The sequence below is a fragment of the Neisseria sp. P0006.S009 genome (assembly GCF_051962915.1).
GTDB classification, from domain to species: Bacteria; Pseudomonadota; Gammaproteobacteria; order Burkholderiales; family Neisseriaceae; genus Neisseria; species Neisseria subflava_E.
Window position 1 is genome coordinate 1 of the sequence record NZ_JBQCUV010000006.1, and the last position, 22,382, is coordinate 22,382.

Here is a 22,382-nt window from a genome sequence, read left to right on the forward strand (position 1 = left end):
AGTCAACACCTTTCGCAAAATTATTTCTAGAAATTTAACCACCACCCTGTTTTAACAGGGTTTTTATTTCTAAAAAAATACAATCAAACTTCCTACACTCCCCATACATACAAAAAAATACAAAACAAAGGCCGTCTGAAATGCTCTTTCTGACGGCCTTTTGAATTTGACCTATACTTTAATTTATATTGTTGACGCTTGTTTTTTGGTATGATGTTTCCTTGAGTTTATTTCAGCTTCGAGTTTGCTATGTCTGTCTATACCAGTGTTTCCGACGCTCAAATGCGCGATTTCTTGCTGCAATATGATTTGGGAGATTTCGTCTCTTTGCAGGGGATTGCCCAAGGGATTACTAACAGTAATTATTTTCTGACTACCTCAACCGGTCGTTATGTGTTGACTGTTTTTGAGGTTTTAAAATCAGAGGAACTACCTTTCTTTTTAGAGCTAAACCAACACTTGAGCCAAAATGGCGTTGCCTGCGCCGCTCCGATTGCTCGTAAAGATGGTGGACTGCATTCTATTTTAGCCGGAAAACCTGCTTGCTTGGTAACTTGTTTGAATGGCTCCGATACCGGCTGGCCGACTGAGGCACAATGTTTCCACACTGGTGCGATGTTGGCCAAAATGCATTTAGCCGGCCAAGATTTTCCTTTAAAAATGAAAAATCCCCGTTATGATGGCTGGTGGCATGATGCCTGCACCCAGTTACTCCCGGTTTTAGATAGCGAAGATGCCAAACTGCTTCAAGCTGAAATTGCTGCTTTAGATGAAAATCTTGGAGAACATTTGCCTTCTGGTATTATCCATGCCGATTTATTTAAAGACAATGTACTGCTTAATGGAGATGAAGTTTCCGGCTTTATCGATTTTTATTATGCGTGCAATGGTAATTTCATGTACGACTTGGCCATTGCAGTTAACGACTGGGCGCGGACAGCCGATAATAAATTAGACCCTGCTCTTTATGATGCTTTTATCCATGGCTATGAAAGCGTGCGTCCTTTATCTGATGAAGAACGTGCATATTTCCCTACTGCACAAAGAGCCGGATGTATCCGTTTCTGGGTATCTCGCCTGCTCGATTTCCATTTCCCTCAATCAGGAGAAATGACGTTTATTAAAGATCCAAATGCATTTAGGGATCTGCTATTGAGTCTTAAATAATATATAGATAAAAGGCCGTCTGAAATTCAGACGGCCTTTTATTTAATGTCCTCCCCCACTAGAGCCGTTAAATGGCGGCCTTGCCAGCCAAATAATGGGGATCATGCTGATGAATATGATACTGCCTGCCAAGAAAATTTCATTTGAGCCAATAATAAAGCCTTGTTGGGAAATGGTGCTATTTATCGCCACCAAAGCCTGCTCCTTGCTTAAACCATTGGCCATCATGCCTTGAATAGATTGGTTGCTGATTGAGGACAATGAATTAATATGTTCGGTCAGCTGAGTATGATGCAAAGCTTCACGCCGTTCCCACATGGTGCTGACAACAGATACTCCGACACCGCCCATAAAGACACGCAAGAAGTTAGACAGGCTACTGGCCGAGGCAATTTGATTACCTTTCATATGCGACAAGGTGATACTGGTCAGAGGCAGGAAGAACATGGCTACGCCTAAACCCTGCCAAAACTGCGGCCAAACGACGTTGCTCATATCCATGCCGGCATAGAAATCGGTTCGCCAATGGAATGTGTAGGCAAACACCAAAAAGCTGGCACTGACAAACAGGCGCATATCGACGCGATTACCAAACTTACCGATAATCGGCGACAGAATAATCGGCAAAAAACCCACCGGCGCAGCAGCCAAACCGGCCCAAGTAGCGGTATAGCCGAGATTTGATTGCAACACTAAAGGCAACAGGGTCAATGTACCCATATAAACCATGAAGCCCAACGATGTCGCAACAACGCCTATTGTGAAGTTTCTATTTTTAAACAATGACAAATCGACAATCGGGTATTTCTCGCCCAGCTCCCAAACAATAAAATATGTCAGGAACACCAAAGCGGTAACACCTAAAACGATAATCTCTCCCGAGGCAAACCAGTCCAACTCCTTGCCCCTATCAAGCATCATTTGCAATGCGCCGATACCGACAATCATCAACACCAGCCCGACATAATCGATTGGCGCCCTAATAATTTCGGTTTCCCTGTGTCTAAGCTGTTTCCAAGCAATGGAGGCGGATAAAATCCCGATTGGGATATTGATAAAGAAAATCCATCCCCAATGCCAGTTGTCCGAAATCCAACCGCCCAAAATAGGTCCCAATACAGGGGCAACGACGACAGTCATCGCCCATAAGGCCAGTGCCAATGTTCGTTTTTCAGGCGGATAGGAGGCCATCAACAGGCTTTGGGACAAAGGAATCAATGGCCCGGCAATGAAACCTTGCAATACACGGAAAAAAACCAAGGCTTGAAGATTATGTGCCATACCGCACAGCCATGACGTTACGACAAACCCGATCACGGCGGCGATAAAGATTTTAACCTCACCAAACCGCTTGGCCAAAAAACCTGTCAAGGGAACGGAAATGGCATTGGCTACGGCAAATGAGGTAATCACCCAAGTTCCCTGCGTGGTAGCCGCGCCTAAATCCCCTGCGATAACAGGCACGGCGACGTTGGCGATGGTGCTGTCCAAGACTTCCATAAATACGGCCAAGCTGAGCGCCAAAGTTGCCAACACCAGCTTAAACCCTTGTAACGGCGGATAATTCATATTTTTAAACTATAAGACAACCGCCAAAGCGGTCGATTGAAGAGAATCAATATTTCAGACGGCCTGAGCCTTCAATAAAAGACTCAGGCCGTCTGAAAAGATTATTTTGCGTATTGCTCGAAGATTTTATCGACTAAAGCATCGGCGGCTTTCCAATCCACACTTTCCGTTTCCGGCAAGGCAGTATTTCGTTCCGCTTCGGCAGTCATGGCTTTACCGCTGCCCTTCTCGGCAATATCGACTTTAACAGTCATCGACAAACCGACACGGAGCGGATTTTGTTGCAATTCTTTAGCATCCAAGCTGATACGCACCGGCACACGTTGAACGACTTTAATCCAGTTGCCCGTTGCATTTTGCGCCGGCAGTAATGAGAACGCACTGCCCGTACCTGCCGACAAGCCCATTACCTTGCCATGGTAAACCACTTTGCTGCCGTACAAATCGGCTGTCATTTCAACAGGCTGGCCGATCTTCATTTTGCGCAGTTGCGACTCTTTAAAGTTGGCATCCACCCACAATTCAGATAGAGGCACAACAGCCATCATCGGCGTACCTTGCACGATACGTTGGCCGACTTGGACATTTCGTTTGGCAATTTGGCCGCTGATCGGAGAACGGATTTGCGTACGTTGCAGATTCAGCCAAGCGTCTTTAATGTGGCTGATGGCCGTCTGAACTGCCGGTTGTTGGCGCAGAGGAATATTACTGCCCAACGCTGCCTGAGCAGAAACTTCTTCCGCCTCAACTGCTTTCAATGCAGCCTGAGCCTGAACCACAGCGGCACGGGCATGGCTGAGTTCTTCTCCGGAAACCGCTTCCGTACCCGCCAAAGATTCGCGGCGGCGCAAATCGGCTTGCGCACGGGCCAAATCGGCTTTGCGCAACAACACTTGCGCTTTGGCTTTTGAATTGACCGCAGTTTGCTGTTTGTTTTGACGGATGGCCTGAATCAATTCATTTTGCGCACGATCGTATGCCAGCTGAAAATCGCTGTCGTCCAAAGCCACCAAAACATCGCCTTTTTTCACGACATCCGTATCGTCATACATGACTTTGCGCACCGTGCCGTTTACCTGCGGCGTAATCATCACCAAATGACCGGCCACATAAGCATCTTCTGTTTCTTCTTCATGCTGCCAAAACAGGAAATACGCCAAAGCAACTACAGCTGCCGTAATAAGGAATAGGAGTGTAACGATAACCAAATTGCGTTTGCGATGCGTTTTAGCGCCGGAAGCGGCTACTTCCGTTTCATTTTGGACATTATTTTTTTCTGATTGAGTATCCATAAGTCCCAACTTTAATTTTGCACATGTGATAACGATATTATTGTCTTACTGGGCGCTGACTTATACCATCAGCCCCAATACGCGCGTTTAACGCGCTAAAGAGTCATATTCTATAGTTACACTCTATTCATTACAATAATTTCTTCCGGTAGCAAATGTAAATAAGGTAAGCAAAAGGCCGTCTGAAATTACTTTCAGACGGCCTACGTTTTGATAAAACGTTTATTTCTTATTTAATTTAAAGCCTCCGCCCAACTGGGCATTGAGGTTACTCCAAGCTGTCAGATATTCTGCATGGTATTGAACTGCCGACATTTTCGTACGCACAGCTTCATCTTGTTTTTGCAAGGCGCTCAAGCCGTTATCCAAACCTGCACGAACACGTCCTTTTGCATTTTGTGCAGATTTATCGGCAATATTGACCATCTTGTTCCAAGTATCTTGTCGGCTTTTCAGGCTTTGATAGTCGACTACAGCATCTGCCGCCGAACGCATGGCGTTCAAAACAGTTTGGTCATACACGGCAACCTGCTCGTTATACTGGGCACGTTTGCCCGCCAATTTGGATTGCAGCGCGCCGGAAGTAAACAATGGCAGATTCAAAGCCGGAACGATGCCCAACATACCGGAAGTCCGTCCGCGAATCAGATTGAACGCATCAATGTGCGTCATACCTGCCAAAACTTTCAACTCGATATTCGGGTAAAACTCTGCCTCGGTCGATTTGACGATATGCCATTTCTCTTCAAGCAAGGCTTTTTGTGCCGCGATATCGGGACGAACTGCCAGCAAGTCCGCTTCAATACGGCTAACCGGCAATGACGGCACAGCCGCCATTTTTTCCGGAACCTGTCCATTTAATGCACCCGGCACTCGGCCGGTCAATACAGCCAGACTGTTGCGGATTTTCTCATTTTTCTGAGTCCATGCCGATTTTTCAAGCTGTAATTGCTGTTGCGCCATTTCCAGAGCGTGCAAGGCATCGGCAGGAGCCAGCTGCGCTTTAACGCGTTGTTGCATCAGTTTCAATGCCTTATCCGCTAACTCTATGCGCGTATCTAGCAGCGCCAGTTGTTCTGCCGCCATCTGCCACGCAAAATATTGGGCGGCAACGGCGTGAGCCAACTCGGTGCGGATATGATGCGATTCATACACCGCTGCCTGGCTTTTTCCTAAAACAGCTTGAATCTGCTCTCGGTTTTTACCCCAAAAGTCGAAAACCAAACTGCCTTGCAAGGCTGCGTTCGCCAAAACCAATGTATGGTCGGTATCAACCATACCGGCTTGAGGTTTGGGTGAAACATAAGCACCCAGACCTGTAACGCCCAAGCCGACTTGCGGTTTGTTGGCGGCTCCTACAACGCCCAGCTGCGCCTGAGCCTGCTCAAACCTTGCCTTGACGACACGCAGATTGGTAGACGTCTGAATGGCGGAAGCAATCAAATTGTTTAATTTTTTATCTTTCAGCTTCATCCACCAGCCGTCTTGGGCAGTAGCGGCAGATTGGCCTTGCGGCAGCGGATAGGCTGTTGTCTCATCTAAAGGCGACTGTTTGCCGAACGGCGCACATGCCGCCAACAGCGAAACAGCGGCAACGCATACGCTTGATTTGACCAAACCTAATTTCATACAGACTCCGTTTATGTGTGCCTGCCGCAGACCATCAGGCCGTCTGTTGTCAATTGCCCAAACGGTTCAACAGTTTACCCAACAGGTGTTGCAGCGTATCATAATCCTCTTTCGTGAAATCTTCCCACGCCTGGCCGCTCTGACGGGCAATTTGTGGCCATACTTCGTGGATGAAGGTCTCACCTGAAGGGGTCAATTTTAGCACAATCTGACGACGGTCTTTCTGATTGATATAACGCTCTACCCAGCCGCGCTCAACCATGTCGTCCGACAGGCGTGTTGCACTGGTACGCGTCAAGTCCATCAGGTCACTCAAGCGCGAAGGCAGGATTTCGCTGTTTGGGCTGACGTAAACCGCCATCAGGGAAAACCACAGGTTTTCATTGATGCCGAACGCTTTCAGGTTTTCGTTCAAATGGCTGCTCAAACGTTCGGTTACGATGCGCAACATACGGGATACTTGGTTTTGCTGCTCCGGAAACTGCGGCAGACGGGTAGAAAGCAAACGCATTGCGTTGACTAATTCGGTTTGTGAAAAACTCATAAATTCCTTCTTTCTGAGTGAATTATTTTATTCGATATCAATCAAAATAAAATATGATGTAATAATTTACTTTAAGATACCAATTACTTACTTTAAGACGTTATACTAATTCAGATGATTATTTTAGTGTATGAAAATCTGATAATCGGTTACATGCTCCTACTAAACGGAGTTTTCTATGCCTAAATCATGAAAATTCGCCCCTAAAAAAGGCCGTCTGAAACCTTGACGACAACTTTCAGACGGCCTCCATAACGGATTAAAATAAGTTTTTCCACTTGTACCGGATTCAAACCATGAACACTTCCGCCTTTTTCCCCCATATCACCCTTATCGGCGTCGGTTTAATCGGCGGTTCGTTCATGCTCGACCTCAAACGCTTGGGACTGGTGCAAACCGTTACCGGCATCGACACCAATGCCGACAACCTCAATTACGCACTCGAATGCGGCATCATCGACCATGCCTATCCGAATATTTGCGCCAAAAGCATCGGCAACGCCGATTTGGTTTTGATTGCCACTCCAGTCTCCGTCCTGCCTGACGTATGCCGCGACATCAAGCCCTTCTTAAAAGACACTGCCTGCGTTTCCGATGTCGGCAGCACCAAACAATCGGCACTTAATGCCTTCCGCACTCACTTATCCGACCGCCTGCCGCAATGTTTTGCCGCCCACCCGATTGCCGGCTCGGATCAAAGCGGGGCAAAATCCGCGCGTTGCGGTTTGTTTCAAAACAGCCGCCTGATTATTACGCTACACGGCCAAGAGGCTTCAGATGGCCTGAGACGGCTGAAAAGCCTGTGGCAGGCGGTTGGTTCGCAAATTTCGACCATGAGTGCCGAAGAACACGACAATATTTTTGCCGCTGTTTCCCACTTGCCGCACTTGACCGCCTTTGCCTATGTCCACGCTTTGGTTGACCATCCGCACGGCAAAGACTACCTCCCCTATGCCGCCACCGGCTTTCGCGACTTTACCCGCATTGCCTCCAGCCACCCTGCCGTCTGGACAGACATCTGCCTGGCCAACCGCCCTGCCCTGCTCAAACTGACCAGCGATTTGAAGGAACAATTATCCAAATTGGAACAACTCCTTTCAGAAGGCAACAAAACCGAGCTTTACCGCTATTTTGAAGAAGCCGCACAAATGCGTAATGACTGGCTGAAAAACCGTTAAACCTGTTTTCAGACGGCCTGATGCCTTATCGGCCAAACCTTCATCACAATAAAAAGGGCATCTGTTTAGATGCCCTTTTTGGATTTCTTACGACTTCAACGTTTCACTCAGTCTTTCAAACGGAACTCAGCCGCTCTGGCGTGCGCGGTCAAGCTTTCGCCATGCGCCAACACGCTGGCGGTTTTGCCCAATTTCTGCGCACCTTGTTCTGAAACCTGAATCAGACTGGAGCGTTTTTGGAAATCATATGTTCCCAAAGGAGAAGAGAAACGCGCCGTGCGGCTGGTCGGCAAAACGTGGTTGGGGCCTGCGCAATAGTCGCCAAGGCTTTCACTGGTATAGCATCCCATAAAAATCGCACCGGCGTGGCGGATTTTTTTCGCCCACTCTTGCGGATTTTCGACCGACAATTCCAAGTGTTCGGGGGCAATATAGTTGGCGATTTCGCAGGCTTCGTCTAAGTCTTTAGCCAAAATCATTGCGCCGCGGTTGCCCAATGAAGCTTCAATAATCGCACGGCGCGGCATGGTTTCAATCAGGCGGTTCATGGCCGTCTGAACTTCGTCCAAATACGCTTGAGAAGTACCGATCAAAATCGCTTGTGCAATTTCATCGTGTTCTGCCTGACTGAACAAATCCATAGCCACCCAATCGGCAGGCGTCGTACCATCCGCAATCACCAAAATTTCAGATGGCCCTGCCACCATATCGATACCGACCACACCGAACACGCGTCGTTTGGCTGCAGCGACAAAGGCATTGCCCGGGCCGGTAATCTTATCGACTTGAGGCACAGATTCCGTACCATAGGCCAAAGCTGCAACCGCCTGCGCGCCTCCGACCGTAAACACTTTGGTCACACCGGCCACAAAAGCAGCCGCCAACACAATATCGTTGCGCTCGCCTTTCGGTGTGGGAACGACCATGATGATTTCTTTCACGCCGGCAACGTGGGCAGGCATGGCGTTCATGATGACGGAACTCGGATAAGCGGCTTTACCGCCCGGAACATAAATACCGACGCGGTCAAGCGGCGTAATCTGTTGGCCCAAAAGCGTGCCGTCTTCGTCTTCGTAAGTCCATGACTCCATTTTTTGGTGTTTATGGTAGCTTTCTACCCGTCTCGCGGCCGTTTTCAAGGCCGTCTGAATATTTTCAGGCAAACGCTCAAACGCAGACTGCAAATCGTCTTGCGTCAGGATTAAATCGTCGATGGTTTGTGCGGATGTGCCGTCAAAGCGGTTGGTGTATTCAATCAGCGCCGCATCGCCGCGTTTTTGAACATCGGCGCAGATGTCGGCAACAATACGGTCGATTTCAGGGTTTTGCGCGGTTTCAAAAGCAAGTAACGCTTTGAGTTCGGCTTGAAAATCAGGGGATTGAGTGTCGAGTTTCTTCATGGTTTGCTCTCTTCCTTGTTTCGTTCCTATTGTTTTCAGACGGCCTCAGCCACACATAGGCCGTCTGAACATTATTTTTTCAAAAAACCTTTTTTCTGCAAAAACGCCAACATATGCGGCCGAACAAGATTACCCAAGGTTTTGGCCAGCGATTCCTTCCAAGGTATCGGACTGCCCTTGCGCAACTCATAATAATCCGCCACTGCCTGATTATAGGCTTCAACCGCCTCGGCATTCAGGCTCGGACAGGCGTTTTCGGCATACACCATTTGCTTAGGTAGGCGCGGTTTGAGCGGCGGGTCTTGGTCGGGATAACCGAGGCACAACCCCACCAAAGGCACGCAATAATCCGGTAGGTTCAATACGTCCGATACTTTTTGCACATTATTGCGCAGCGCGCCGATATACACGCCGCCCAGCCCAAGCGATTCGGCGGCAAGCAATACGTTTTGCGCCATAATACCTGCATCGACCGCGCCAATCAGGGTTACCTCCGCCCAATCGATTTGCGCATCGGGAAACATTGCCTTGTGTTTGGAAAAATCGATGCAAAACAATAAAAACTCCGCACAATGGACAATATAAGGTGCGCTTCCTGCCGCTTCATGTATCCCCTGCCTCAGCGCAAGATCGGATACGCGGATGATGGAAACGCATTGCAGGTTGTTGGAAGTCGAAGCCTGCTGTCCGGCGCAAACCAGCGTATCGAGGATTTCATCGGCAATCGGTTCGGAAGTAAACCTACGGATGGAACGATGGGAAAGAATCGTATCGAGTGTCGGTTTGCTTTGCATCATAACGGGGCTTTCAAACTGGGTTGGCAGACAGTTTTTGCCAAAAACTTTTCAGACGGCCTTAGCGGCATTTTCAAATGCCTGAATAATCGGATTCAACAACGCATATTTGGTTTTCAAAGCAGCTTTGTTGACCACCAAGCGGCTCGAAATATCAGCCACATGTTCCACAGCTTCCAAACCATTGGCCTTTAACGTATTGCCGCTGGAAACCAAATCGACAATCGCGTCGCTCAGACCGACCAAAGGCGCAAGCTCCATCGAGCCGTACAGTTTGATGATGTCCACATGCACACCCTTGTCGGCAAAGTGTTCGGCGGCAATGTCGGGATATTTGGTGGCAATCCGCAAGCGGCTGCCGGGTTTGGACGCAGCGGCGTAATCAAAACCTTTTTTAACCGCAACCATCATGCGGCATGAGGCGATGTGCAAATCCAAAGGTTGATACAGGCCATCTCCGCCATGCTCAATCAGCACATCCTTACCGGCAATGCCAAAATCCGCCGCACCATATTGCACATAAGTCGGCACATCGGTCGCGCGCACAATCACCAAACGGATGTTGTCATGATTGGTACCAATAATCAGCTTGCGCGATTTTTCCGGCTCTTCCACAGGCACAATACCGGCGGCGGCCAACAGCGGCAGGGTTTCCTCAAAAATCCGTCCTTTGGATAAAGCAATCGTTAAAAGTGTGTCGGTCATTTTTTCTTTTCCTTTGCCGTATCAAAAGCAAGAAGGCCGTCTGAAATCCACAACCCATTTCAGACGGCCTTAACTACGGTTTTACAATAAAGTTTTCACATCAGCCGCAATCGTTTCAGGCTCGCTGCCGTAAGGCGAGAAAATCGCCACTTCACCGTTTTTATCAATCAAATATGCACCTGAAGAGTGATCGACCAAATAGTTTTCGCTGTCTTCTTTTTGGTTTACTTTAGCCGATACCACGCGGTATTGCTGCTTGATGACTGGCAAGCTTTGCTCGCCGGTAGCCGTCAGGCCGATAAAATCAGGGTTGAACTGTTTGGCGTATTTGCCGATTACTTCAGGCGTATCGCGCTCAGGGTCGATGCTGACAAATACTACTTTCACGTCTTTAGCCTGATCGCCCAATTGTTTCAACGTGTCGCTATAAGTCAGCAACTCGGTTGGGCATACGTCAGGACAGTGGGTATAACCGAAAGACAGGATAACCACTTTGCCTTTCAAATCGCTCAGACTGAAAGGTTTGCCGTCGCCATCGGTCAATGTAAAGTCGCCGCCAATGTCTTCTTTGCGCATATCGGTACCACGCGCTTGCGCTTTGGGTGCAGATTCACCGGAAGCAGCAGGCGCAGCAGAAGCGGCAGGTGTCGAAGAAGCCTCCTTGGCCTCCTCTTTAGGCTGACAAGCAACCAGAGCAGCCAATGCAAAAGCACTGAGTAAGAAAGTTCGTGTGACGGAAAGCATAAATTTTCTCCAAAACCGTTTCAAATAAGTGAGGCCAAACAACCGCCCGGCCGATATAAAAACAAAACATCTTCATATTAACGCGTTTGACACATTAAATGTAGCCCTTTTTGAAGATAAATACTGCTTTTTTTGTTTTAAAAATCTGACTTCCATTTAGATAGCCGTCAAACGTAAAAAGTTTAATTCATTAAAAATCAAACAAATATAAAAATAATCCATTTTTTTTTCAATTACTGCTTTACAAGATTCGAGAACTCGCTATAATGACGACTTCTTCGCTAGCCCAGGTGGCGAAATTGGTAGACGCAGGGGACTCAAAATCCCCCGCCGCAAGGTGTGTCGGTTCGAGTCCGACCCTGGGCACCAAATTTTAAAAACCTCTTGATTCAGTCAAGAGGTTTTTTGCTATTCTTCATTTGCAAAACCTTCTCCTTACTCAAACTGTCAACAATCCATCCACACCAAGATCAATAAAACTGTTTTTTTTATTTCTTTAAAATCAACCTTCAATCTATTTTCCCGTCTCAAATGTTAAAAGATGAAAGATTTTATCTTGATTGAACAGTCGGTTTGCGTTATCGTTTCTACTCTTTTTCACAAACTCTGTGTTCCTTTCCAATTGTTTGGACAGTCTGACTGTCGCCGTATTCCCTCAATGCGCGTACCCTAAATCGCTGCTTGGCGGAATTGCATTACAGGTGCTGTGGTGAGGCGGATTGTTCCTATTGGTTAGAAACCGCATAAAAGAGGTCAATATGCAATTATCAGGCGCACAAATCGTCGTGCAAAGTCTCAAAGCCGAAGGTGTTGAATACGTATTCGGCTATCCCGGTGGTGCGGTTATCGAAATCTACGATGCCATTTTCCAACTCAACAAATTCAAGCACATTCTGACCCGCCATGAGCAGGCAGCCGTACATGCAGCAGATGCCTATGCCCGCGTCAGCGGCAAAGTCGGCGTGGCCTTGGTAACTTCCGGCCCGGGCGTAACCAACGCATTGACCGGCATTGCTACCGCGTACAGCGATTCCATCCCACTGGTCATCATCAGCGGCCAAGTGGGCAATTCCCTCATCGGTACAGATGCGTTCCAAGAAGTGGATACGGTCGGCATTACCCGCCCTTGTGTCAAACACAACTTCCTGGTTACCAATATTGGTGAGCTGGCTGATACGATTAAAAAAGCCTTCCAAATTGCCGCCAGCGGCCGTCCGGGCCCCGTTGTCGTCGATATTCCTAAAGATGTTACTCAAGCGATGGCCAAATTCAGCTATCCGCAAGAAGACATCTTCATCCGCTCCTACCAACCGGTTGTACAAGGTCACATCGGCCAAATTAAAAAAGCCGTACAAATGCTGGCTTCTGCCAAACGCCCCATCGTTTACTTCGGCGGCGGCGTGGTATTGGGCAATGCCTCCGAGGAGATGACCCAATTTATCCGCATGACCGGCGTACCCTGTACCGGCACATTAATGGGTTTGGGCGCTTACCCTTCCAGCGACCGCCAATTCTTGGGCATGTTGGGCATGCACGGTACCTACGAGGCCAATTTGGCGATGCAAAATGCAGACGTCGTTTTGGCAATCGGCGCGCGCTTTGACGACCGCGTTGTTTCCGTACCGTCAAAATTCTTGGATAAACCCAAAAAAATCATCCATATCGACATCGACCCGTCCAGCATTGCCAAACGCGTTAAAGTGGACATTCCGATTGTCGGCGATGTCAAAAACGTATTGACCGAAATAATTCATCTGTGGGGCAAACAAGAAACTGCGCCTTCAGCCGACTCATTGGACAAATGGTGGAAAACCATCGAAGAATGGCGTTCGCACAACTGCCTGTGGTTTGAAAACGACAGCGAAATCATTAAACCGCAATACGTTGTTCAAAAACTGGCAGAAATTACCAAAAACTCAGCCATTATTACTTCCGACGTTGGCCAACACCAAATGTTTGCCGCTCAATATTATCCATTCGAGCGTCCCCGCCAATGGCTCAATTCCGGCGGTCTGGGTACGATGGGTGTAGGCCTGCCTTACGCCCTCGGTGCCAAACTGGCGGCTCCGGAACAAGACGTCTTCTGTATCACAGGCGAGGGCTCTATTCAAATGAATATCCAAGAGCTGTCCACCTGCTTCCAATATAATGTCCCCATCAATGTCGTTACATTAAACAATGGCTATTTGGGTATGGTTCGCCAATGGCAGGAGCTGTATTATGGCAACCGCGAATCAGAAACCTATTTCGATTCATTGCCCGACTTTGTCAAACTGGCCGAATCCTACGGCCATATCGGCATCCGTGTGGACAAAAAATCCGACGTCGAAGGCGCCCTGTTGGAAGCATTAAACCAAAAAGACCGTTTGGTATTCCTCGACTTTTTGACAGACAAGAAACAAAACGTACTGCCTATGGTCGGCAACGGCAAAGGTTTGGATGAAATGGTTCTGCCGCCGCATATGCGCGATATTGCAAAAGCGTAAGGAGAAAGAAATGCGACATATCTTATCTATTCTGATGGAAAACGAATCAGGTGCGATGAGCCGTGTGGTAGGTTTGTTCTCCGCACGCGATTACAACATCGACTCCCTGGCCGTAGCCCCAACCGAAGACAAAACCTTGTCCCGTATGACCATTGTTACCCACGGCGATGAGAACGTCATCGAGCAAATCACCAAACAACTCAACAAACTGATTGAAGTTGTCAAAGTGGTCGATTTGAACGAAAGCCGTTTTGTCGAACGCGAGCTGATGTTGGTTAAAGTCCGCGCCGTCGGCAAAGACCGTGATGAATTCCTGCGATTGACCGAAATCTACCGTGGCAGCGTCATTGACGTAACAGACCGCAGCTACACCATCGAAATCACAGGTTCCACCGAAAAACTCGACTCTTTCCTCGAGACAGTCGGTCGCGCTCAAATTTTGGAAACCGTACGCACAGGTGCAGCCGGTATCGGCCGCGGCGAGCGTATTTTGAAAATTTAACGCTGTATCGTTCAGACGGCCTTTTGCTTTCTACAAAGGCCGTCTGAAAACCAGTAGGAGACAACCATGTCAAGCATCCAAATCGTTGCATTAGTTACCGTCAAACCCGAATACACCGAGGCTCTGGCTGCCCAGTTTAAAGAATTGGTCAAAGCCAGCCGTGCAGAAGAAGGCAACATCAGCTACGACCTGCACCAAGAAATCAGCAAACCCAACCGTTTCGTATTCGTAGAAAGCTGGAAATCCCAAGCAGCTATTGACGAACACAATGCCAGCGAACATTTCCAAAACTTCGTCAAATCCATCGAAGGAAAAACCGAAGCATTGGAAATTGTCTTGATGAACCAAGTCCCTGCCTAAGCCCCTATTACTTTTAACTCAACCCGGATTGTCCGGAACCCTCTTACACTAAGGAAATAAAATGCAAGTTTATTACGATAAAGACGCTGACCTTTCTCTGATCAAAGGCAAAACTGTTGCCATCATCGGTTACGGTTCACAAGGTCACGCACACGCAGCAAACCTGAAAGATTCCGGCGTAAATGTCGTCATCGGTCTGCGCCAAGGCGGCTCTTGGAAAAAAGCCGAAGCAGCCGGCCACGACGTGCGCACTGTTGCTGAAGCAACCAAAGCAGCCGACGTTGTAATGATTCTGTTGCCTGACGAAAACCAACCTATCGTATACAAAAACGAAATCGAGCCTAACTTGAAAGAAGGCGCAGTATTGGCGTTCGCCCACGGCTTCAACGTACACTACAACCAAATCGTACCCCGCGCCGACCTCGACGTTATCATGGTTGCCCCTAAAGGCCCAGGCCACACCGTACGCAGCGAATTCCTGAAAGGCGGCGGCGTACCTTCCCTGATCGCCGTTTACCAAGATAAAAGCGGCAAAGCACGTGACATCGCCCTGTCTTACGCCGCAGCCAACGGCGGTACCAAAGGCGGCGTGATTGAAACCAACTTCCGCGAAGAAACCGAAACCGACCTCTTCGGCGAACAAGCCGTATTGTGCGGCGGCGTGGTTGAATTGATCAAAACCGGCTTCGAAACCCTGACTGAAGCAGGCTACGCCCCAGAAATGGCCTACTTCGAATGCCTGCACGAAATGAAGCTCATTGTTGACCTGATTTACGAAGGCGGCATCGCCAACATGAACTACTCCATTTCCAACAATGCAGAGTACGGCGAATACGTAACCGGCGTCGAAGTCATCAACGACAAATCCCGCGAAGCCATGCGCAATGCCCTCAAACGCATCCAAACCGGCGAATACGCTAAAATGTTCATCCAAGAAGGTGCCGTCAACTATGCCAGCATGACAGCCCGTCGCCGTCTGACTGCTGATCACCAAATTGAAAAAGTCGGCGCTCAACTGCGTTCTATGATGCCTTGGATTGCCAAAAACAAACTGGTTGACCAAGACAAAAACTAATCTGTCTTTCGATCAAATAAAACCTGCCCGAGCAATCAGGCAGGTTTTTTATATATTTGCAAACCCAGTACACGATAAATTCCAATTACCAAGGCCGTCTGAAAACACGATAAACAATATTCACAACCTAATTTTATACCCCATATTTTATAGCCATCCCGAAATTCCCTTTTAGAAAAACACATTACCAAAATAAAAGACCGCCTTATGCTTCCACCCTGTCTGTAAAAAACAACGTTTCCCTGCAAAAATCACTCAAAACAAGAGGAAAATTTGTTTTCCTAGGCCATAACCTTTATATTATGGTCATGGAATCGTTGAAAGAGAACGATATCGTAATAAGAAGAACGAATGCTCGCTTCTTCACACTTAAAAAAGGAAAACAGCAATGAAAAAATCTCTGATTGCCTTGACTCTAGCGGCTCTGCCTGTTGCAGCTATGGCTGACGTAACTCTGTACGGTCAAATTAAAGCCGGTGTTGAAGTATCCAAAGTAAAATTGGGTGAACAAACTGCTGCTAAACTGGGTCACGAGAAAAGCTCTAAAACTGCTACTGAAATCGCTGACTTCGGCTCACGTATCGGCTTTAAAGGCCACGAACACTTGGGTAACAACCTGAATGCCATCTGGCAAGTTGAACAAAACACTTCTATCGCCGGTGGCGACAAAGAGTGGGCTTCTCGCGAATCTTTCATCGGTTTGGAAGGTGGCTTCGGTAAAGTTCGTGCTGGTAAACTGGACTCTACTGTTAAAAATACTAGTGACAATGTTGACCAATGGGAAAGCAGCAACGGCGCTTTGAATATGTCTGTATTTACTCGTGTTGACGAACGTGCAGTTTCTGTACGTTACGACAGCCCTGTATTCTCAGGTTTCAGCGCAAGCGTACAATATACTCCTCGTGACAATGCTAACCCTTCTGACAAATACACTCACAACGACGCTACCCGTGACACTTACTACGCTGGCCTGAACTACGAAAACTCTGGCTTCTTCGGTCAATACGCCGGTGGTTTCCGTAAAAACGCCGTTTCTGAAAAAGACGGTCACGTACACCGCTTGGTAGGTGGTTACGATGCTAACAACCTGTTCGTATCTGTAGCTGGTCAATACGCTAAAAACTGGGAAACTTTGGGTGACTACGCTGAAGCCCAATCTAACGGTGTTGTAACTTCTGCTATGCGTGCTGCCGGTACTAACGCTTCTAACGTAGTATTCGGTACTGCTGCTGGCTTGGACAGCCGTCCTGCTGAAACTATCGAAGTTGCTGCTACTGCCGCTTACCGCGCTGGTAACGTAACTCCTCGCGTTTCTTACGCTCACGGCTTCAAAGCTAAAGTTGACGGCGAAAAACTGAAAGGCACTCAATACGACCAAGTTATCGTTGGTGCTGACTACGACTTCTCTAAACGCACTACTGCTCTGGTTTCTGCCGGCTGGTTGCGTGGTGCTGAATCTGGCCCTCACAAAGTTGAAACCATCTCTGGTTTGGTTGGCCTGCGTCACAAATTCTAATCTTCGGATTAGTATGAAAAAGAGCCTGTTTTATGCAGGCTCTTTTTTTATTCTATTCCCTACCCTCAACGAAAATTGATTTAAGCGTTGATATATAAAAAGGCCGTCTGAAACCAATTGGTTTCAGACGGCCTTTAGTCTATCTATCCCTATTGTCAAATTACAATAAGGTCAACAAACAAGATTTATTTTTCATTCAAAATCTTACCGACAATCTCGCCCACATCTTTGGACAAACCTTCTTGTGCATTGATGCGTTGCAATTCTTTGGTCATGACGGCTTTGCGGTTGGCTTCCAATTTGTTGCAGATGTTGAAAGCCTGCACCAGTCGGGCGGCAACTTGCGGGTTAAAGCGGTCGATTTCCATCACTTTATCGGCTATAAAGCGGTAGCCGCTACCATCTTCTGCATGGAAATGCGGAATATTGCGGCTGAAACTGATCAACAAAGAACGGGCTTTATTCGGGTTTTCAATACTGAACTTAGGATGACTCAAGGCCGTCTGAACTTGCGGTAAAGTATCTTTACGTCGACTTGAAGCAATCAGGGCAAAGTATTTGTCCATTACCAAAGCATCATCGGCGAATTTATCGGCAAATTGCGTCAACAAGCGATCGCGGATTTCGCTTTCATTGCTGTTGATTGCGGATAAGATGCCCCATTCGTGGGTCATGTTTTGCGCCATTGCTTCGTAATTCTCCGCAACGTGTTCGATATGCGCTGAGTCAGCACGTAGGACAAATGCCCTGCAAGCATTGCGCAAGGTACGCCAGCCGGCCAATTCCGGGCTGTATTCATAACGAACAGCGGCATCGGCTTGGTTTTCTTGCTCGGTAGCTTGACGGTTCAGCTCGCGCCACTGAGGCAGGAACTTAACGGCAACAGCATTGAGCAAGGCTTCTCGCGCTTGATGAACCTGAATCGGGTCAATATTTTCTTCTTCTGCCCATACATCGGTTTCAGACGGCATTTGCAGCAAAATGGCTCGGAATGCCGGATCAAAGTCACCGGAAACCACCAAAGCCAAAGCGTCCATCAATGCTTTGTGTTCAGGCAAAGGACGACCTTCCGCCAATGCCTGACGGTTGGCGTTAATGGCACGATGATACAGGGTTTGGGCAGCTTCCCAACGGGCAAACTCATTTTCATCTGCCGCCAACAAAGTGGCCAACTCTTGCTCGCTGTACGGATAGTTCAGGGTAACCGGTGCAGAGAAATCACGCAGCAGAGACGGGATAACCGGCTCATTGACGCTGCCCAACACAAAAGTCTGCTCGGCTTCAGTCAATACCAAAACCGCCTCTTTCACCCGTTTGCCTTGATATTCAAACTCAACCGCTTCGCCTTTCTCATTCAGCAAACCAGTTTTGACCGGAATCATCATCGGCTGTTTGTCCGCCATATCGGGCGTAGCCGGAATGGTTTGTTTGATGATCAATTCAAACGCACCATCTTTCAGACGGCCTTGAGCATCTAAAACCGGCGTACCGGCTTGGCTGTACCACAAAGCGAACTGATCGAGATTGATGCCGTTTGCGTCTGCCATTGCAGCACGGAAATCATCACAAGTTACCGCCTGACCGTCGTGGCGTTGGAAATACAGCTTCATGCCTTTTTGGAAGCCCTCTTCTCCGAGCAAGGTGTGATACATGCGCACTACTTCCGCACCTTTTTCATAAACGGTCATGGTGTAGAAGTTGTTCATCTCTTCATAACTGGCTGGACGGACAGGATGCGCAGTCGGGCCTGCATCTTCAGGGAATTGGAACAAGCGCAGCATACGGACATTGTCGATACGGCGTACCACGCGGCTGGCCCGGTCGCCGGAAAACTCTTGATCGCGGAATACGGTCAAACCTTCTTTCAGCGACAATTGGAACCAATCGCGACAAGTCACGCGGTTGCCTGTCCAGTTGTGGAAATATTCGTGACCAACAACAGATTCAATGCCTTCAAAGTCGGTATCGGTCGCGGTACAGCTGTTAGCCAGCACGAACTTGGTATTGAAAATATTCAAACCTTTGTTTTCCATCGCACCCATATTGAAATCGCCCACGGCAACGACCATGAAAATATCCAAGTCGTATTCCAAGCCAAAGCGTGTCTCGTCCCATTTCATCGCATTTTTCAACGATTCCACGGCAAAACCGACTTTAGGTTTGTCTGTCTCAGTGGTGTAGAACTCGATTTTGACCTTACGGCCGCTCATGGTCGTAAAATAATCTTCCGTTACCGCCAAATCGCCTGCCACCAAAGCAAAGAGGTAGCTCGGTTTGGCAAACGGGTCTTCCCATTTCACCCAATGGCGGCCGTCTGAAAACTCGCCGTCATCGATTTTATTGCCGTTAGATAGCAACACCGGATAGCGTTTTTTGTCTGCAACGATGGTGGTGGTAAATTTAGACATGACATCCGGACGGTCGATGTAGAAGGTAATTTTGCGGAAACCTTCCGGTTCGCATTGGGTAAACAGGTTGCCGCCGGAAGCATACAGACCCATCAGAGATTTGTTCTCAGCCGGCAAAATTTCGGTTTCTACTTCCAGCGTGAAGTTTTCAGACGGCACGCCTGCAATCGTCAATTTTTCGTCTTCCAACACATAATCTACGGCCTGACCGTTTACTTTCACAGACAGCAGTTTTGCCGAACCATCCAATACCAATGGCTCCCCTGCTCTTTTAGGTTGAACGGTCAGACTGGATTTGACGATGGTTTGCGGTTCTAAAATATCGAAATGCAAGTCGGTTTTCAGAATACGGTAAGCTGGCGCGGCGTAGTCTTTCAAATAATGGATGGTTTTGCTCATTTGTTCTCTTTCAGAGTCATGCGGTAAATAGATGAAGCATATCGTTTCAGATAGCCTAAATTCAAGTGTTTTCAGAAAAAAGGCCGTCTGAAACCTAAAATTTCAGACGGCCTTCCTATTCAGGCAGCAAATTTAGTTGCCTGTCATTGCCAACTTACCACTGATACAGTGCACCGGCACCGACACCGACATGACCGTCGGTATTGGCCGAGAAGTTGCCTTTGACAATCCAGTTGCCGCCGTCGCTCATCGCAGACACGCCGATGGCCATGGCAGACTGACCACCGTAGTAGCCGCTGCCGACGCCGATACCGGTCGCACCCGGACGGGTTACTTGTGGAATCGAGCCTTGGGCAATTGCACCGGCCACACCCGCGTAGGCTTTCTTACCTACTTGGTTGATATTGTTCTGCAACTCGGTACCCAAACCAATCAACTGGTTCACGTTTGCCGCGTCTGTACCGTCTTTACCCGGAGCCACGTTGGTAATGCGTTGGCCGCCGTTGTTCAGACCGACAGGAGACAATTTGACTTGGTTGTTCGGATTGCTTTCAGTCGGTGCAGCGATGGTTACGCCATCGTTGTTGACCACGGTATTGCCTGCGGTCAGACCGTCTTTGTTCAATGCAACTTTATCGCCAACTTTCACGCCGTCATTGTTCATCACAGTATCGCCTGCTTTGAAGGTATCGGCATTCACTGTCTTCACGCTAATCTCGTCAGCCAACTTCAGTTGAGCGCCACCGGCTACGGTTTTGCTGATGATGTTGCTGTCGCCTTTAACGTTGATGGTGTCGCCCAATGCGTAGTTGTTGCTGCCGGTCGTACCGCCGAAATTGATGCCTTTGGCGATGGTCGCAGCGTTGTTGGCTACGTTTTGGTTAGTTGCGTACAACTGGCTGCCGTTGACGGCATCTTTGCTGTTGGCATTGAGATCGCCATCTGCTACATTGGTTACTTTGTTGCCCGCATTGTCCAAGCCGTCTTTAGTCAGGTTTACCTTACCTGCTTTCAAGCCGTCTTTGTTCAATGCAACATCGTCGCCTACTTTCACACCGTCGTTGTTAACGGTGGTGTCGCCGGCTTTGACGCTGTCAACATCCAAGTCTTTATCGGTTGCCACCTCGTAAACAGTCTGACCTTTGTCGCCTGTTTTTTCAGTCACAACGATGTTCTTACCTTGAACGACTTCAGTCTTAGATGCCGCCGCAGCTTGTTTCAGTTGGGAAACATTGACTGCATCGGTGTCATCCGTACCGGCCGCAACGTTGGTAATCTTATTACCGCCATTGTTCAAGCCAGCTTTGGTCAGGTTCACATCGCCTGCTTTCAAGCCGTCTTTGTTCAATGCAACATCATCGCCAACTTTCACACCGTCATTATTCATCACGGTATCGCCTGCGGTAACGCTGTCGACTTTCAGGTTTTTATCGGTAGCCACTTTGTAAATGGTTTGGCCATTGGCGCCGACATCCTGAGTAACAACAATGTTATCGCCTTGAACGACTTCAGTCTTAGCCGCAGCCGCAGCTTTGTTCAACTGAGCAACATTCACCGCATCAGTATCATCGGTACCGGCTGCAACATTGGTAATCTTATTGCCGCCATTGTTCAAGCCGGCTTTAGTCAGATTGACATCGCCAACTTTCACGCCGTCAGTATTGACTGTGGTATCGCCGGCTTTCACGCTGTCAACTGCCAAGTCTTTAGCCAATTTGACTTCCAACTTATCAGAGCCATTCGCTACAACGCCGATATTGCCGTCTGAAAGTTTGGCTGCATCGGTTTGACCGCCAACAATATTCAGCTTCGTACCCGGTTTGCGTTCAACGTCTTTGCCACTGTCGCCGCCGAAAGTCAAAGGCAGATTGGCAGTTGCATTAACGGCTTTGATTGCATCGTGGATGTTGTTCTCACCAGTACCGCCAATATCGGTCATGCTGATGTTGCCGCCATTATTGGCCGCATTGCCACCCAATACATTTACCAACTGATCTTGGGCCGCATTCAGCTGCTCTTCAGTTGCTGCACGTTTACCTTGGGCAAAATCATTACCACCCAAAGTAGTGTTGCTCAAACCGCTGACTTCACCTTTATCGCCATCGATTTTCACCGGAGCCGCTTGACCGACACTCAATACATCGGCCAGTTTCAGCTGTGCACCACCGGCTACGGTTTCGCTGATGATGTTGCTGTCGCCTTTGACATTGATGGTGTCGCCCAATGCGTAGTTGTTGCTGCCGGTGGTACCGCCGAAGTTGATGCCTTTGGCGATGTTGGCGGCGTTGTTGGCGACGTTTTGGTTGGTCTCTTTCAGCTGGCCGTAGTTAACGGCGTCGGTATCGTCGGTACCGGCAGCTACGTTGGTCACTTTGTTGCCGGCGTTGTTCAAACCGTCTTTGGTCAGTTTGACGTCACCTGCTTTAACGCCGTCTTGGGTCAATGCGACATCGTCGCCTACTTTCACACCGTCGTTGTTAACGGTGGTGTCGCCGGCTTTGACGCTGTCTACAACCAGGTCTTTGTTCAGTTTGACAGTCACTTTATCGTCTTGGGCTTCGGTGGTGATGTTGTCGTCGCCGGCAACGGTCACGGTGGAGCCGAGTTTTTCGAC

The 22,382-nt window shown here is 48.4% G+C and carries 17 protein-coding genes and 1 tRNA gene; 8 read left to right on the top strand and 10 right to left on the bottom strand.

Annotated features, from left to right (window positions below):
• Positions 1 to 249: 249 nt before the first annotated feature.
• Complete coding sequence (thrB, locus tag ACTHTK_RS10135) at positions 250 to 1,167, top strand: homoserine kinase (protein WP_049323758.1); 918 nt, start codon at positions 250 to 252, stop codon at positions 1,165 to 1,167.
• Positions 1,168 to 1,209: 42 nt separating this feature from the next.
• On the opposite strand, the gene ACTHTK_RS10140 is transcribed toward thrB, so the two are convergent.
• From ACTHTK_RS10140 to ACTHTK_RS10155, 4 genes are all read right to left on the bottom strand, one after another.
• Positions 1,210 to 2,736 carry a DHA2 family efflux MFS transporter permease subunit gene (locus tag ACTHTK_RS10140; RefSeq protein ID WP_107724241.1) on the bottom strand — a complete coding sequence of 509 codons (1,527 nt, stop codon included), beginning with the start codon at positions 2,734 to 2,736 and terminating at the stop codon, positions 1,210 to 1,212.
• A 101-nt stretch (positions 2,737 to 2,837) separates the two neighbouring features.
• Positions 2,838 to 4,028, bottom strand: coding sequence for an HlyD family secretion protein (locus ACTHTK_RS10145; protein WP_107724242.1), 1,191 nt, complete (start codon positions 4,026 to 4,028; stop codon positions 2,838 to 2,840).
• A gap of 222 nt (positions 4,029 to 4,250) precedes the next feature.
• On the bottom strand, positions 4,251 to 5,657 hold the full coding sequence (locus ACTHTK_RS10150) for an efflux transporter outer membrane subunit (RefSeq protein ID WP_107724243.1): 1,407 nt from the start codon (positions 5,655 to 5,657) through the stop codon (positions 4,251 to 4,253).
• Between the two features lie 49 nt (positions 5,658 to 5,706).
• Entirely contained in the window at positions 5,707 to 6,201 is a 495-nt protein-coding gene (locus tag ACTHTK_RS10155) for a MarR family transcriptional regulator (RefSeq protein ID WP_004521040.1), read from the bottom strand.
• Positions 6,202 to 6,497: 296 nt separating this feature from the next.
• On the opposite strand from ACTHTK_RS10155, the gene ACTHTK_RS10160 reads away from it, so the two are divergent.
• Entirely contained in the window at positions 6,498 to 7,379 is an 882-nt protein-coding gene (locus ACTHTK_RS10160; RefSeq protein WP_440367669.1) for a prephenate dehydrogenase, read from the top strand.
• Positions 7,380 to 7,486: 107 nt separating this feature from the next.
• On the opposite strand, the gene hisD is transcribed toward ACTHTK_RS10160, so the two are convergent.
• The 4 genes from hisD to ACTHTK_RS10180 all read right to left on the bottom strand — a co-directional run bounded on the left by hisD (position 7,487) and on the right by ACTHTK_RS10180 (position 11,022).
• Positions 7,487 to 8,779: a histidinol dehydrogenase gene (gene hisD / locus ACTHTK_RS10165; RefSeq protein ID WP_107724245.1), complete on the bottom strand. Its 1,293-nt coding sequence runs from the start codon at positions 8,777 to 8,779 to the stop codon at positions 7,487 to 7,489.
• A 71-nt stretch (positions 8,780 to 8,850) separates the two neighbouring features.
• Positions 8,851 to 9,576, bottom strand: coding sequence for an oxygen-insensitive NADPH nitroreductase (gene nfsA, locus ACTHTK_RS10170; protein WP_440378606.1), 726 nt, complete (start codon positions 9,574 to 9,576; stop codon positions 8,851 to 8,853).
• Positions 9,577 to 9,624: 48 nt separating this feature from the next.
• A complete protein-coding gene (gene hisG / locus ACTHTK_RS10175) occupies positions 9,625 to 10,278 on the bottom strand; it encodes an ATP phosphoribosyltransferase (RefSeq protein ID WP_063075647.1) in 654 nt (217 codons plus the stop codon).
• A gap of 81 nt (positions 10,279 to 10,359) precedes the next feature.
• Positions 10,360 to 11,022, bottom strand: coding sequence for an SCO family protein (locus ACTHTK_RS10180; RefSeq protein ID WP_107724247.1), 663 nt, complete (start codon positions 11,020 to 11,022; stop codon positions 10,360 to 10,362).
• 284 nt (positions 11,023 to 11,306) lie between these two features.
• Here ACTHTK_RS10180 and ACTHTK_RS10185 point away from each other — a divergent pair.
• From ACTHTK_RS10185 to porB, 6 genes are all read left to right on the top strand, one after another.
• Positions 11,307 to 11,391 (top strand) — tRNA-Leu (locus ACTHTK_RS10185).
• A gap of 389 nt (positions 11,392 to 11,780) precedes the next feature.
• The gene (gene ilvB, locus ACTHTK_RS10190) at positions 11,781 to 13,508 is read left to right on the top strand and encodes a biosynthetic-type acetolactate synthase large subunit (RefSeq protein ID WP_004521033.1); all 1,728 of its coding nucleotides are present in this window, start codon (positions 11,781 to 11,783) and stop codon (positions 13,506 to 13,508) included.
• A 10-nt stretch (positions 13,509 to 13,518) separates the two neighbouring features.
• Positions 13,519 to 14,010 carry an acetolactate synthase small subunit gene (ilvN, locus tag ACTHTK_RS10195; protein WP_107724248.1) on the top strand — a complete coding sequence of 164 codons (492 nt, stop codon included), beginning with the start codon at positions 13,519 to 13,521 and terminating at the stop codon, positions 14,008 to 14,010.
• A gap of 66 nt (positions 14,011 to 14,076) precedes the next feature.
• Positions 14,077 to 14,370 carry a putative quinol monooxygenase gene (locus ACTHTK_RS10200; protein WP_107724249.1) on the top strand — a complete coding sequence of 98 codons (294 nt, stop codon included), beginning with the start codon at positions 14,077 to 14,079 and terminating at the stop codon, positions 14,368 to 14,370.
• Positions 14,371 to 14,431: 61 nt separating this feature from the next.
• Positions 14,432 to 15,445, top strand: a complete 1,014-nt coding sequence (gene ilvC / locus ACTHTK_RS10205) for a ketol-acid reductoisomerase (RefSeq protein WP_004521030.1) — start codon at positions 14,432 to 14,434, stop codon at positions 15,443 to 15,445.
• 388 nt (positions 15,446 to 15,833) lie between these two features.
• The gene (gene porB / locus ACTHTK_RS10210) at positions 15,834 to 16,961 is read left to right on the top strand and encodes a trimeric porin PorB (RefSeq protein ID WP_107724250.1); all 1,128 of its coding nucleotides are present in this window, start codon (positions 15,834 to 15,836) and stop codon (positions 16,959 to 16,961) included.
• A gap of 185 nt (positions 16,962 to 17,146) precedes the next feature.
• Here porB and pepN read toward each other — a convergent pair whose 3' ends face one another.
• Positions 17,147 to 19,768 carry an aminopeptidase N gene (gene pepN / locus ACTHTK_RS10215; protein ID WP_440378605.1) on the bottom strand — a complete coding sequence of 874 codons (2,622 nt, stop codon included), beginning with the start codon at positions 19,766 to 19,768 and terminating at the stop codon, positions 17,147 to 17,149.
• 154 nt (positions 19,769 to 19,922) lie between these two features.
• On the bottom strand, positions 19,923 to 22,382 hold a 2,460-nt coding region (locus ACTHTK_RS10220; RefSeq protein WP_440379748.1), incomplete at its 5' end, for a YadA family autotransporter adhesin.